The organism is Serratia sp. 3ACOL1, from assembly GCF_003668775.1.
Taxonomy (GTDB): Bacteria; Pseudomonadota; Gammaproteobacteria; order Enterobacterales; family Enterobacteriaceae; genus Chania; species Chania fonticola.
The window spans coordinates 2,184,684-2,198,738 of the sequence record NZ_CP033055.1; the positions used below are offsets into that span (position 1 = coordinate 2,184,684).

General features: G+C 58.5%; 14 protein-coding genes. 13 read left to right on the forward strand and 1 reads right to left on the reverse strand.

Annotated elements, in window-relative coordinates; genetic code table 11:
* Positions 1–6 precede the first annotated feature (6 nt).
* The gene (gene paaZ / locus D9980_RS10110; protein WP_121607192.1) at positions 7–2,079 is read right to left on the reverse strand and encodes a phenylacetic acid degradation bifunctional protein PaaZ; all 2,073 of its coding nucleotides are present in this window, start codon (positions 2,077–2,079) and stop codon (positions 7–9) included.
* 318 nt (positions 2,080–2,397) lie between these two features.
* Between paaZ and paaA the strand changes: the two genes are divergently transcribed.
* The 13 genes from paaA to paaY all read left to right on the forward strand — a co-directional run bounded on the left by paaA (position 2,398) and on the right by paaY (position 14,038).
* Positions 2,398–3,336, forward strand: coding sequence for a 1,2-phenylacetyl-CoA epoxidase subunit PaaA (gene paaA, locus D9980_RS10115; RefSeq protein ID WP_237734238.1), 939 nt, complete (start codon positions 2,398–2,400; stop codon positions 3,334–3,336).
* A gap of 14 nt (positions 3,337–3,350) precedes the next feature.
* On the forward strand, positions 3,351–3,638 hold the full coding sequence (gene paaB, locus D9980_RS10120) for a 1,2-phenylacetyl-CoA epoxidase subunit PaaB (protein WP_121607194.1): 288 nt from the start codon (positions 3,351–3,353) through the stop codon (positions 3,636–3,638).
* Between the two features lie 9 nt (positions 3,639–3,647).
* Complete coding sequence (gene paaC, locus D9980_RS10125) at positions 3,648–4,409, forward strand: 1,2-phenylacetyl-CoA epoxidase subunit PaaC (protein WP_121607195.1); 762 nt, start codon at positions 3,648–3,650, stop codon at positions 4,407–4,409.
* Between the two features lie 8 nt (positions 4,410–4,417).
* On the forward strand, positions 4,418–4,915 hold the full coding sequence (gene paaD, locus D9980_RS10130; RefSeq protein WP_121608994.1) for a 1,2-phenylacetyl-CoA epoxidase subunit PaaD: 498 nt from the start codon (positions 4,418–4,420) through the stop codon (positions 4,913–4,915).
* 14 nt (positions 4,916–4,929) lie between these two features.
* A complete protein-coding gene (paaE, locus tag D9980_RS10135) occupies positions 4,930–5,988 on the forward strand; it encodes a 1,2-phenylacetyl-CoA epoxidase subunit PaaE (protein WP_121607196.1) in 1,059 nt (352 codons plus the stop codon).
* A 9-nt stretch (positions 5,989–5,997) separates the two neighbouring features.
* On the forward strand, positions 5,998–6,771 hold the full coding sequence (gene paaF / locus D9980_RS10140; RefSeq protein ID WP_121607197.1) for a 2,3-dehydroadipyl-CoA hydratase PaaF: 774 nt from the start codon (positions 5,998–6,000) through the stop codon (positions 6,769–6,771).
* A gap of 3 nt (positions 6,772–6,774) precedes the next feature.
* Positions 6,775–7,572, forward strand: a complete 798-nt coding sequence (gene paaG, locus D9980_RS10145) for a 2-(1,2-epoxy-1,2-dihydrophenyl)acetyl-CoA isomerase PaaG (protein ID WP_121607198.1) — start codon at positions 6,775–6,777, stop codon at positions 7,570–7,572.
* 13 nt (positions 7,573–7,585) lie between these two features.
* A complete protein-coding gene (locus tag D9980_RS10150) occupies positions 7,586–9,115 on the forward strand; it encodes a 3-hydroxyacyl-CoA dehydrogenase (RefSeq protein WP_370454307.1) in 1,530 nt (509 codons plus the stop codon).
* The gene (paaI, locus tag D9980_RS10155; protein WP_121608996.1) at positions 9,115–9,555 is read left to right on the forward strand and encodes a hydroxyphenylacetyl-CoA thioesterase PaaI; all 441 of its coding nucleotides are present in this window, start codon (positions 9,115–9,117) and stop codon (positions 9,553–9,555) included. Before D9980_RS10150 ends, paaI begins: the two co-directional genes overlap by 1 nt.
* Positions 9,552–10,757, forward strand: a complete 1,206-nt coding sequence (gene pcaF / locus D9980_RS10160) for a 3-oxoadipyl-CoA thiolase (RefSeq protein WP_121607199.1) — start codon at positions 9,552–9,554, stop codon at positions 10,755–10,757. Before paaI ends, pcaF begins: the two co-directional genes overlap by 4 nt.
* A gap of 19 nt (positions 10,758–10,776) precedes the next feature.
* Positions 10,777–12,084, forward strand: a complete 1,308-nt coding sequence (gene paaK, locus D9980_RS10165) for a phenylacetate--CoA ligase PaaK (RefSeq protein ID WP_024485594.1) — start codon at positions 10,777–10,779, stop codon at positions 12,082–12,084.
* A gap of 403 nt (positions 12,085–12,487) precedes the next feature.
* A complete protein-coding gene (gene paaX, locus D9980_RS10170; protein WP_071680927.1) occupies positions 12,488–13,429 on the forward strand; it encodes a phenylacetic acid degradation operon negative regulatory protein PaaX in 942 nt (313 codons plus the stop codon).
* Between the two features lie 12 nt (positions 13,430–13,441).
* A complete protein-coding gene (paaY, locus tag D9980_RS10175; RefSeq protein WP_121607200.1) occupies positions 13,442–14,038 on the forward strand; it encodes a phenylacetic acid degradation protein PaaY in 597 nt (198 codons plus the stop codon).
* Positions 14,039–14,055: the final 17 nt, after the last annotated feature.

Sequence of the window (14,055 nt, forward strand, 5' to 3'; positions counted from 1 at the left end):
CCAGCCTTAGTACACCGTGTTGAAATCCCCCTCCTGGCGCGCCACCAGCGTCAGAATGCTATACAGCGCCACGGCCTGCTGATGCTGGTTGAGCACCTGCACATCCCAGACCACCACGCCATGTGGGCGATCCTCGGCGGTTTTCTGCGGCTTGCGGATTTTCTTTTTACAGGTCAACCGCACCTGAATAGTGTCGCCAATCTTCACCGGTTCGATAAAACGCAGGTTTTCCATGCCGTAGTTGGCAATCACCGGCCCGACGCCCGGATCGACAAACAGCCCGGCAGCGGCAGAAACCACAAAGTAACCGTGGGCCACTCGCTCACCAAACAGTGATTCCGCTGCACCAATCTTGTCCATATGCGCGTAGAAATGGTCGCCGCTCAGGCAGGCAAAGTTGACGAGGTCGGCTTCGGTAATGGTACGGCGGGCGGTCAGCAAGCTTTCGCCAATCTGCAACTGCTCAAAGTATTTGCGGAACGGGTGTACCTGTTCTTCCACCACGTCGGCACCTCGTACCCATTCACGGCTGATGGCCGCCAGCATCGAAGGGCTGCCCTGGATCGCCGTGCGCTGCATATAGTGTTTTACCGCCCGCAGCCCACCAAGCTCTTCGCCACCGCCGGCTCGCCCAGGCCCGCCATGCACCAACAAAGGCAATGGTGAGCCGTGGCCGGTCGATTCCGTCGCCGCGTGGCGATCCAGCACCAACATGCGGCCATGGGCGCAGGCGGTTGCTCGAATAAACTGTGAAGCCAACTCCGCATCAGCCGTCACCAACGATCCGGCCAGGCTACCTTGCCCCAGCAGCGCCAACTCAATGGCCTGTTCAGTCGTTTGATAAGGCATCAGCGTCGCCACCGGGCCAAACGCCTCGGTGCCATGTACGGCCTGATGGCGGAACGGATCGGCGCAATACAGCAGGGTGATCGGATAAAAAGCGCCTGATTGCGCACCATCACCCACCACTTCTAACTTATCCAGCGTTGCGCCGCAGAGTGGTTCACAGCCATTGCGCAGTAGGAATTCCACCTTTTGCTGCACGTCGTCGCGCTGTTCCTGATTGACCAACGCCCCCATCCGCACCTGCTCCAGCTGTGGATCGCCAATCTTTACGCCAGCCAGACGCTGCAACAGCGCTTGCTGTACCTCGGCAATGCGGGCCACCGGAACGATAATGCGCCGGATAGCGGTACACTTTTGCCCCGCCTTGCTGGTCATTTCGCGGCTGACCTCTTTGATAAACAGCGCAAACTCCGGCATCTCTGGCGTCACGTCCTCCCCTAGCACGCAGCAGTTAAGCGAGTCGGCTTCCATGGTGAAAGCTATGGACTTCTCTAGCAGGCGCGGGTGGGAACGCAGCTTCTGCCCGGTTTGCGCCGACCCGGTAAAGGTGACCGCATCCTGATAATCGAGGTGATCGAACATATCGCCCACGCCGCCGCAGATAAGCTGCAATGCTCCTTCCGGCACCAGCCCGCTGTCGATAATCAGTTTCACCATCGCCTGGGTTAGCTGTGCCGAAGCGGTGGCAGGTTTGATGATGGCCGGCATCCCCGCCAGCCAGGTAGGTGCCAGCTTCTCCAACATACCCCAGCAGGGGAAGTTAAAGGCGTTGATATGCAATGCGACACCGGGGCGAGAGGTCAGCACATGGCGTGCAGCAAACTGCGACTGCTTGGAGAGTGGGATCAGCTCATCTTCCGGCCACAGCGAATCGTCCGGCAGTTCGCGCCCTGCCAATCCCGCATAGGAGAACAGCGTGGCGATACCACCTTCGATATCAACCCAGCTGTCATTGCGCGTGGCGCCGGTTTGATAGGAGATCTGATACAGCGCTTCTTTATTAGCCAGCAGGTGTTTAGCCACCGCTTTCATCATCTGGGCGCGCTGCTGAAACGTCATCTTTGCCAGCGCCGTGCCGCCCAGCTTGCGGGCATAGCTCAGGCTGGCGGCCAACGGCAGCCCGTCGGAGCAGACCTGATACAAAGGCTCGCCGGTTACGGCATGCTGGATCTCGCGGGATTGACCCTGGCCGTACACCCAAGCGCCAGAAAGGTAACTGGTTAACTGCTGCATTTGCTCCTCCGGAATTCATAAATAGACACTATCAAGATTAATGATGTATCACATAAATTCCACTCCGCGCCAGGTTAAAATTTAACAAAAGCAAAACAAAATCATCCAAACACTGAGTTAACACCAACGTTATCGATAAACACAAAAAATAAATAAATATTAAAATCAATTAAATAACAAAACACATTGTGATACTCATCGCAAAACCACAGTATTTGTATTTGATCTTGTTGTTATCAACTTGTAGCTTTACGGTTAGTTAAAGTGATTCACATTTCTGGTTTTAATGTGAAAAACATGAATCACCAAGAGGCAAGCATGACAACTGACGCACAATTTCAGCAGCACTTTGACGACAAGATCGCCGCCGATATCTCCATCGAAGCCAAAGACTGGATGCCGGATGCCTATCGCCGCAATCTGATCCGGCAAATCGGCCAGCATGCGCATTCCGAAGTGGTCGGCATGTTGCCAGAAGCCAATTGGCTGACCCGCGCCCCTTCCCTGCGGCGCAAAGCGGTGTTACTGGCGAAAGTCCAGGATGAAGCCGGGCACGGCCTTTATCTGTACAGCGCGGCGGAAACCCTCGGCTGCACCCGCCAGGATATCTACCAAAAGATGCTCGCGGGTCAGATGAAATACTCCTCCATCTTCAATTATCCAACGCTGAACTGGGCTGACATTGGCGTGATCGGCTGGCTGGTCGACGGTGCCGCCATCGTCAATCAGGTAGCCCTGTGTCGTGCCTCTTACGGCCCCTATGCCAGAGCGATGGTGAAAATCTGTAAAGAAGAGAGCTTCCACCAGCGTCAGGGCTATGAAGCCGTGATGGTGATGGCCCAGGGCAGCGAAGCGCAAAAGGCCATGTTACAGGACGCCATCAACCGCTTTTGGTGGCCAGCGCTAATGATGTTTGGCCCCAACGATAGCGATTCCCCCCACAGCGCACAGAGCATGGCCTGGAAGATCAAACGCCATAGCAATGACGAGCTGCGGCAGAAGTTTATCGACAACACCGTACCGCAGTTGGAAGCCCTGGGTATGACTGCTCCCGATGCCGATTTGGCATGGGATGAGGCCAGCGGGCATTACCGCTTTGGCGAGATCGACTGGGCGGAGCTACACGAGGTGATCCAGGGGCGCGGGCAGTGCAACCACGAACGTCTGCAAGCCAAGCGTAAAGCCTGGGACGAAGGCAGTTGGGTACGGGATGGTGCCATGGCACATGCCAGCAAACGCGCGGCAAATGCAGCTTAATCGAGGAGAGAAAAATGACTCACGCCGAATGGCCGTTGTATGAAGTGTTTATCCGCAGCAAGCAGGGTTTGGCCCATCGCCATGTGGGCAGCCTGCATGCAGCAGACGATCAGATGGCGCTGGAAAACGCCCGCGATGCCTACACCCGCCGCAGTGAGGGCTGTTCGATCTGGGTAGTGCAATCCTGCCACCTGATCGCCTCTCAAGCGGAGGATCGGGCGGCATTCTTCGATCCTTCCGACGACAAAATCTACCGTCATCCCACGTTCTACTCCATCCCCGACGGCATCAAGAACATGTAGAGGCAGGCCATGACGACGAGTAACACAGCAACAATCAACTATGCCCTGCGCTTGGGCGATACACCGCTCATTCTGGCACAGCGCCTGTGCGCTTGGTGTGGCCATGCTCCTGAGCTGGAGATCGACCTGGCACTGGCCAATATTGGCCTCGATCTGCTGGGCCAGGCACGTAATTTCCTGGCCTATGCCGCCGAGCTTTCTGGCCCGCAGCACAGTGAAGACAGCCTGGCCTTTGGCCGCGACGAACGTGAATTCCACAACCTGCTGTTGGCAGAACAGCCCAACGGCGGCTTTAACGACACGCTGGTGCGCCAGTTCCTGCTCGATACCTACCACGTGCTGCTGCACCGGGAATTGAGCCGCAGCAAAGACAGCCAACTGGCCGCCATCGCCGCCAAATCGCTGAAGGAAGCGGATTATCACCTGCGCTTCAGCCACGGCTGGATGATCCGCCTGGGTGACGGCAGTGAAATCAGCCACCAGAAGATACAGCAGTCATTAAACGACCTGTGGCGCTTCACCGCCGAGCTGTTCCATGCCGATGAGATTGAACTGCAGCTGGCCGAACTGGGTGTTGCCGTCGATCCGCGCCAATTGCAGGCACCGTGGCAGGCCATGGTTAACGACACGCTGCAACAGGCCACGCTCGCGCTGCCCACCGAGCAGGCATTTCGCCACGGCGGTAAGCAAGGGCAGCACACTGAACACCTCGGCCCGATGCTGGCAGAGATGCAGTTTCTGCCACGCGCTTACCCGAACTGTAGCTGGTAGAAACAATGATGAATATCACCCGACTGCAACCGGCCGAGATCCCGCAGATCTGGCACTGCTTACAGCAGATCAGCGATCCCGAACTGCCGGTCCTGTCCATTACCGATTTGGGCATGGTACGTGACGTGGAGCGCGACGGTGCAGGCTGGCACATCACCTTTACCCCAACCTATTCCGGCTGCCCGGCGACCGAGTACCTGCTCAACGCCATTGAACAGACGCTGAGCGAGGCGGGTTTCAGCCCGGTGAAGATCACCATCAGCCTCAGCCCGGCCTGGACCACCGACTGGATGAATGCGGATGCCCGCCAGCGTCTGCGTGAATACGGCGTGGCACCACCACAGGGGCAAACCTGCGAGAAGCCTTTAGCCCATGGCCCGGTGCAGTGCCCCCGTTGCGGCAGCGAGCATACGGAAAAGATCAGCGAGTTCGGTTCCACCGCCTGCAAAGCGCTTTACCGCTGCTGCGAATGTCGGGAACCGTTCGACTATTTCAAATGTATTTAGGAGCACTGAAAACCATGACGGTCTTTCATCGCCTGAATGTCGCAGCCATCGAGCGCGAAACCCCGGACGCCGTAGCCATCACGCTGCGCGTCCCGGACGAACTGAAATCCCATTACGGCTATACCCCCGGCCAACATCTGACGCTCAAAGCGCGGATCAACGGTGAAGAGCTGCGCCGCTGCTATTCCATCTGTAGCGCACCGCAAGACGGCGTATTGCAAATCGGCATCAAGGCGATCAATCAGGGGCGCTTCTCTTCGTTTATCAACCAAAGTTTGCAGGTGGGAGACGAGTTGGAAGTGATGCTGCCGCAGGGCCGTTTTGGTTACCAGCCGCAGGCACAAACCCAGGGCAACTATCTGGCGATCGCCGCCGGTTCTGGCATTACACCGATGCTGTCGATCATCAAGGCGACGTTGCAATTGGAACCCAACAGCCAGTTCACGCTGATTTACGGCAACCGCACCAGCCGCTCGGTGATGTTTAAAGAAGCCCTCTCGGATCTGAAAAACCGTTATCCACAGCGCTTCCAGCCGCTGTATCTCTTTAGCCAGGAAAATCTCGACAGCCCGCTGCTCAGTGGCCGCATCGACCGTGACCACCTGACTGCGCTGGGTAACACGTTGGTGGACTTCAACGAGTTCGACCACGCCTTTATCTGCGGCCCGGAAGCGATGATGGACGACGCGCACACGGTGCTGGAGCTGGCTGGTATGCCTAGCGAACGTATTCATAGCGAGCGTTTCAACACCAGCGGCATCGTTGCCCCGCCAGCCAACGCAGGCAGCCGCAACGCGACTCAGGTAGAGATCCGGCTCGACGGCCGCAGCCTCAAAATCGACGTCGGCAGCGAGGATGACAGCATTCTGGATGCCGCATTACGTCAGGGGGCCGATTTGCCCTACGCCTGCAAAGGCGGCGTCTGCGCCACCTGCAAATGCAAGCTGAAGGCCGGTGAAGTGGATATGGCGATCAACTACAGCCTGGAGCCGGATCAACTGGCGGCAGGCTATGTCTTGAGCTGCCAGTCCTGGCCACGCGGTGAAGGCGTGGTGCTGGACTTTGACGTTTAGGAGCCGACGATGGAAACCCCTTGGATCCTGCGCGAACAGCAGCAACGCGTGGTCACACTGACGCTGCACCGCCCCGATGCCCGCAATGCGTTGAGCACTGCCTGCCTGGAGCAGTTGGTCTATCAACTGGAACAGGCCGATAGCGATGCCGACGTCGGTGCCGTGGTGATCGCCGGTGCCGCCCGGTTCTTCGCTGCCGGTGCCGATCTGCGCGAATTACAGCAGCAGGATGTGGCCGCTACCCAACTCGATCACCGCCCTTTGTTATGGCAGCGCTTGGCCCAGTTCAGCAAACCCTTGCTGGCGGCGGTGAACGGTTACGCGCTCGGTGCTGGCTGTGAGCTGGCTCTGGCCTGCGACATTACGATTTGCGGCGAAAGCGCTCGCTTCGGCCTGCCGGAAATCACTTTAGGCCTGATGCCAGGTGCCGGTGGTACTCAACGTCTGATCCGCAGCGTGGGCAAGTCCCGCGCCTATCAAATGGTGCTGACCGGTGAAGCCATCGACGCCCGCTGCGCATTGCAAACCGGGCTGGTGAGCGAGGTTTGCGTCGACGCATTAACGCTGGAGCGTACTCAACAACTGGCCCAACGCATCAGCCAACAGGCACCGCTGGCGCTGCGCGCGGCCAAACAGGCGCTAAAACAGGCGCAGGAAACCGGCCTCAGCCAGGGCTTGCAGATGGAACGTCAGCAGTTTGTCACCCTGGCCGCTACCGAAGATCGCCGGGAAGGCATTGCCGCCTTCTTCGAAAAACGTACACCGAACTATCAAGGGCGCTGATTTATGGAAAACGCATTAATTCTTAGCCACATCGAAGCCGGGGTGTTGACCATAACCCTGAACCGCCCCGACCGGCTCAACAGCTTTAACGATGAAATGCACCACCAGCTCAGCGAGGCGCTGACCGTAGCCGAGCGCGATGACAGCGTGCGTTGCGTGCTGATCACCGGAGCCGGACGCGGCTTCTGCGCCGGGCAGGATCTGAACGATCGTAACGTCAGTGTGGATCAGGCCCCTCCGGATCTTGGGCTGTCCGTAGAACGTTTTTACAACCCGCTGATCCGCCGCCTGAGTGCCCTACCCAAGCCGATTGTCTGCGCGGTCAACGGCGTTGCTGCCGGAGCAGGAGCCGCGCTGGCAATGGCCTGCGACATCGTAGTGGCCGCCGACAACGCCAGCTTTATCCAATCCTTCTGCAAACTGGGCCTGGTGCCGGATTCCGGCGGCAGTTGGTATCTGCCACGCCTGGCCGGGCATGCGCGAGCCATGGGTATGGCGCTGCTGGGGGACAAAATCAGCGCTCAGCAGGCGCTGGAGTGGGGAATGATTTGGCAGGTCGTGGCTGCCGCCGAGCTGGCCGACCACACCCAAAGCATGGCCAAACAGCTTGCTACCCAACCTACCTACGGTCTGGGGCTGATTAAAAAGGCCATGTACAGCTCGGCCAGCAATACGCTCGACCAGCAGCTCGATTTAGAGCGCGATTTACAACGCCTGGGTGGCCGTAGTGCCGACTATCGCGAGGGCGTCAGCGCCTTCTTCGCCAAACGCCCACCGAACTTCAGCGGGAAGCAGTCATGAACGGGATACAGCCATGAACGAGAAGATGGCGATAACTTCTGCGCCGGTCGCCGTAATTGGTGCCGGAACCATGGGGATTGGCATTGCCCAGGTGGCCGCTGCAGCAGGACACCGGGTCAAGCTGTTCGATATTGCCTTGCCCGCCGCCTCCCGCGCGCTGGAACAGCTCGGGCAACGCCTGCGCAAGCGGGTCGAGACAGGTAAAGCCGATACCCACAGCACCGAAACCCTGCTGGGTCATATTCAGTTGGCCAGTTCGTTGAGCGATCTGGCCGACTGCAGCCTGGTAATCGAAGCGGTGGCGGAAAAGCTGGCGATCAAACAGAGCCTGTTTCGCGATCTGGAGGCGATATGCTCTACCGATACGCTGTTTGCCAGCAATACCTCATCACTCTCTATTACCGCCATCGCCAGCGCGCTTCAGCACCCGCAGCGCATGGCGGGCCTACACTTCTTCAACCCGGCTCCGTTAATGAAACTGGTGGAGATCGTCGGTGGTTTGGAAACCAGCCCGGAAACGCTGAGCAACCTGCAAGCCTTGGCTCAACATTGGGGTAAGCACAGCGTCGTGTGTCGTTCTACGCCAGGCTTTATCGTCAACCGCGTAGCCCGGCCTTTCTACGGCGAAACCCTGCGCGCGCTGGAAGAACAGATTGCCGATCCGGCCACCCTTGACGCCGTACTGCGTGATGCCGGCGGTTTCGCCATGGGACCACTGCAACTGACCGATCTGATCGGTCAAGACGTCAACTATGCCGTCACCGAGTCGGTCTATCACGCCTTCTATCAGGACAGCCGCTTTACTCCTTCGCTGGTACAGCAGGAGCTGGTGGCTGCCGGGCATTTGGGCCGCAAGAGTGGCCGGGGTTTCTACCGTTATGGCAGTGAACAGGTCGCGCCGTCGGCAACTTTTGCTTCGGCGGTAACGGCTGACTTGCCTCATTCCGTCACGTTGCACGGCGACTGGTCGACCATCGGCGAGTTTGCACAGTTGCTGACGGGAAATGCGGCAACGATCAAACATCCTGGCCAGACCAGTCCGTTTGCCCAGATCGATGAAGTTACATTTATGTTAACAAATGGTAAAACAGCAAGCCAAGTCGCCGAAGAAATCGGATCGCCCGTGGTTCTGTTCGACCTGTCCGTCAACTATCAGCACGCCCCCGTTATCGCCATCAGCAGCGCCGAGCAAAACACGGTGCCGCACACGGCCAAGGTCATCCGCCTGTTGCAATCGCTGGGTAAACAGGTGATCCATCTGCCGGACTACCCTGGCCTGCTGGTGATGCGCACCGTCGCCATGCTGGCTAATGAAGCCCTGGACGTGGTGAACAAAGGCGTGGCCAACGCTGCCGATACCGATGATGCCATGCGGTTTGGCGTCAACTACCCGCAAGGTCCGCTGGCCTGGGGCAGCAAGCTCGGCTGGCAACAGATCCTCACCACGCTGGAAAACCTGCAACGTTATTACGCGGAACCCCGCTATCGCCCAATGCCGCTGCTGCGCCGTTATGCCGCCAATTATTCAGGAGCCAAATGCTGATGAATGCCAAAACTCCCCGCGCGCTGGCCCAGCGCTGCGCCGAACAGATGTTTAGCCAGGATACCTGCGCACAGGCAATGGATATGCGCATCGATGCCGTGGATGCAGGCATGGCCAAAGTCAGCATGACAGTCGGTCCACAGATGCTCAATGGCCACCAGACCTGTCACGGTGGCCAGTTGTTCAGCCTGGCAGATACCGCGTTTGCTTATGCCTGCAACAGTCAGGGGCTGGCGGCGGTCGCTTCTGGTTGCACCATCGATTTTATCCGCCCCGCGCTGGCAGGCGATCGCCTCACCGCCTGCGCTGAAGTGCGCCATCAGGGTAAAACCACCGGGTTATACGACGTTGAAATCGTTAACCAACTGGGGAAAACCGTCGCCTGGTTCCGTGGCCGCGCCCATCGGTTGGGCCACAGCATTTTAGGAGAGCAGCCATGAATCAGGCCTTTATTTGCGATGGCGTCCGCACGCCGATTGGCCGTTACGGCGGCGCGCTGGCAAACGTGCGGGCCGACGATTTAGCCGCTCTGCCACTGCGTGCTCTGCTGGAGCGCCACCCCAACGTGGACTGGTCACGGGTAGATGACGTGATCCTCGGCTGCGCCAATCAGGCCGGGGAAGACAACCGCAATCTGGCCCGTATGGCGGCGCTGCTGGCCGGGCTGCCACAAAACGTTTCCGGCACCACCATCAACCGGCTATGCGGTTCGGGGTTGGATGCGTTGGCGATGGCGGCCCGCAGTATCAAGGCCGGTGAAGCCAGTCTGGTACTGACCGGAGGGGCCGAATCCATGACCCGCGCCCCGCTGGTGATGGGCAAGGCCGACAGCGCCTTCAGCCGTCAGGCACAGATGTTTGATACCACCATCGGCTGGCGGTTTGTTAACCCGCTGATGCATGCGGCTTTCGGTACCGACTCGATGCCGGAAACTGCCGAAAACGTCGCGACGCAGTTTGGCATCAGCCGTGCCGATCAGGATGCCTTTGCCCTGCGCAGCCAGCAGCGCACCGCTCTGGCACAACAGCGGGGGATCCTGGCACAAGAAATTATCCCGGTAAGCCTCAGCGGCAAGAAAGGAGTCATTACTCAGTTCAGCGAAGACGAACATCCACGCGCAGAAACCACGCTGGAGCAACTGCAAAAACTGAAAACACCGTTCCGTCAGCCGGGATGTATCACCGCTGGCAATGCTTCTGGCGTCAACGACGGTGCGGCGGCGCTGATTGTCGCTTCCGAAGCCATGGCGTTGCAGCAAGGTCTGACGCCACGGGCGCGCATTGTCGCCACCGCCACCTGCGGCGTGGAGCCACGATTGATGGGGATCGGCCCGCTGCCCGCTGCCCGTAAAGTCCTGGAAATCGCCGGGTTAAGCCTGGCGCAGATGGACGTCATTGAACTTAACGAAGCATTCGCCGCACAGGCGTTGGCGGTGTTGCGCCAGCTTGGTCTGCCGGATGATGCCGAACAGGTCAATCCCAATGGAGGTGCCATCGCTCTTGGCCATCCATTGGGCATGAGTGGTGCGCGCCTGGCGCTGGCCGCCCTGTTTGAGCTGGAACGTCGCGCTGGCCGCTACGCACTGTGCACCATGTGCATTGGCGTCGGTCAGGGCATTGCCATGATTATTGAGCGTGTCTAACACCTGCGAGGCTAAAAAGATGACTACAAATCCACGGCCCATCGACGCGATTGAATTTGCTTCACGCGACGAAATCGAAGCATTACAGCTGGAACGCCTGCAATGGACCCTGCACCATGCCTACAACAACGTACCGATGTATCAACGCAAGTTCGATCAGGCCGGCGTTCACCCGAGCGATCTGAAGCAACTGAGCGATCTGGCGTTGTTCCCCTACACCACCAAACAGGATCTGCGTGACAACTACCCGTTCGACACCTTTGCCGTGCCGATGGAACAGGTGGTACGCATTCATGCTTCATCTGGCACCACAGGTCGCCCAACGGTAGTAGGTTATACCCAGCGGGATATCGATAACTGGGCCGATATTGTCGCCCGCTGCCTGCGCTCTGCCGGGGCCACGGCCAAAGACAAAATCCACGTTGCCTACGGTTACGGCCTGTTTACCGGCGGGCTGGGCGCGCACTATGGCGCAGAACGCCTGGGTGCGACGGTGATCCCGGTGTCCGGCGGCCAGACGGAGAAGCAGGTGCAGTTGATCCTGGATTTCAAACCCGACGTGATCATGGTGACCCCTTCCTACTGCCTGACGCTGATCGACGAGCTGGAACGCAAAATGGGGGGCGATGCTCGCAACTGCTCACTGCGTTTGGGCGTGTTCGGTGCAGAACCCTGGTCAGAATCCCTGCGCCATGAGATCGAGTCACGCATGGGGATCAAGGCGCTGGATATCTACGGCCTTTCCGAAGTGATGGGGCCAGGCGTGGCGATGGAGTGTGCCGAAAGCGGCGGCGGCCCGACCATCTGGGAAGACCACTTCCTGCCGGAGATTATCAATCCGGAGACGGGCGCGATACAGGCCGACGGCGAGCATGGCGAACTGGTTTTCACCACGCTGACCAAAGAGGCACTGCCGGTGATCCGCTATCGTACGCGCGACCTTACCCATCTAATGCCAGGGGATGCCCGCAACATGCGCCGGATGGGCAAAATCACCGGCCGTTCCGACGATATGCTGATCATTCGCGGCGTGAACGTATTCCCTTCACAGGTCGAAGAACAGATTATGCAGTTCGAGCATCTGTCGCCGCATTATCAGCTGCAGGTGAGCCGTGCCGGGCATCTGGATACCTTGGCGGTACGGGTGGAGCTGAAAGAGTCGGCTCTGACGCTCAACCACCAGCAGCGTTGCGATATCTGCCACCAGCTGCGCCACCATATCAAATCGATTGTCGGGGTCAGCACCGATGTCAGCATTGCCAACTGTGGCGATATTCCTCGCTCGGAAGGCAAGGCCCAGCGGGTGATCGATCTGCGGCCACGGTGATTTTTCCCCTCACCCTAACCCTCTCCCAAAAGGAGAGGGGACCGATCGAGTGCGCTTGAAATTAGAGTGACTCACCTTGGATGAGATGAAGATAAGCCCGAGTTTGCTGAGATTATCACTTTACTTCCAAACGAGCAGGGGCTACCAGCTCCCTCTCCCTGTGTGGGAAGGACCGATCGAGTTTGCTTAGATTATCGTTATACGTCCAAACGAGCAGGGGCTATCAGCTCCCTCTCCCGATGTGTGGGGGGGATCGATCGAGTTTGCTTAGATTATCGTTTTGCTTCCAAACGAGCAGGGGCTACCAGCTCCCTCTCCCTGTGGGAGAGGGTTGGGGTGAGGGGCAAGCCTTTGTCGTTTATGCTAATGTCGTGTCTCAGCAAAGGCTTACCCAGGGAAAAATATGGAACATAAACTGGACGACTTTATCCGCCATGCGTTAAGTGCCCAACCGATCAGCGGCACCTCGCTGATCATCTCACTCTACGGCGATGCGCTGAGCCATCGCGGCGGTGAGGTGTGGCTGGGCAGCTTAAGCGCACTGCTGGAAGCCCTGGGCTTCGGCGATCGCTTTGTGCGTACCTCGGTATTTCGTTTGCAAAAAGAAGGTTGGCTGGACGTAGAGAAGATTGGGCGGCGCAGCTATTACCGCGTTACCGAACAGGGTATGCGCCAGTTTCGCCATGCCGAATCCAAAATCTACCTCAGCGAACAGCCGCAGTGGGATGGCAAGTGGGAGCTACTGCTGTTGGAGAGTGCGGAAAAAACCGAGCGTGCACGGCTGAAAAAAGAGCTGGGCTGGCTGGGCTTTGGCCAGATCGCCAACAACCTGATGGCCGCGCCCACCCATGCGCAAACCGACGTCACCGCCCTGCTTGGCGAGCTCAACGCTAGTGAACAGGTGATCTACTTCCGTGCCGACTATCCCTATAACCGTTCCGAACAGACGCTGCGGCAAATGGTCGCTAACTGCTGGTCGTTGAGCGAGGTGGCCGGTTACTACCATGAGTTTATCGTCTCCTTCCGCCCGTTGATGGCCTTACTGCGCGAAGCCGACGAGCAGGAACTGACGCCCCTGCGATGCTTTCAGATTAAGCTATTATTAATCCACTTTTTCCGCCGCGTGGTGTTGAAAGATCCTCTGCTGCCAGATGCCCTGTTACCCGCTCAATGGGAAGGCCAAATCGCCCGCAACCTGTGCATCAATATCTATCAGCGAGTGGATCGCGCCGCAACGGAATATGTCAGCGCTTTGGCAGAAACCTCCATCGGCACCTTACCTGCACCCAGTGCCGGTTACTATCGCCGCTTTGGCGGACTGCCGCGCGATCCCACTACATTTTGAGGAGTTTGCGCTATGCCCGTGTATCAGATTGACGGCTTGACGCCGGTGGTCGATCCCAGCAGCTATGTTCACCCCACTGCGGTACTGATTGGCGACGTGATTATCGGCAAAGGCGTCTACATCGGCCCCAATGCCAGCCTGCGTGGCGACTTTGGGCGCATTGTGGTCGAAGACGGTGCCAACGTGCAGGATAATTGCGTGATGCACGGCTTCCCGCTGCAGGACACGGTGGTGGAACAAGATGGGCATATCGGCCACAGCGCCATACTGCACGGTTGCCGCGTGCGCCGTAACGCGATGATCGGCATGAATGCCGTCATCATGGACGGTGCGGTCATTGGTGAGAACTCCATTGTCGGCGCGGGTGCCTTCGTCAAGGCCGCCGCGGAGATTGCCGCCAACCAACTGGTGATCGGCAGCCCGGCAAGGGTGATCCGCGAACTGACTGAACAGGAATTAGCCTGGAAACGCACTGGCACACTCCAGTATCAAGAGCTGGTCATACGCTGCAAAAACAGCCTGAGAGAAGTGGCCCCTCTTACTGAACCAGAGCCAGGCCGCCAACGCCTGAACTTCGGCGACCACATCATCCCCAAAAGCCAGCTTTAGTGCTTGGCCGGGCCGCA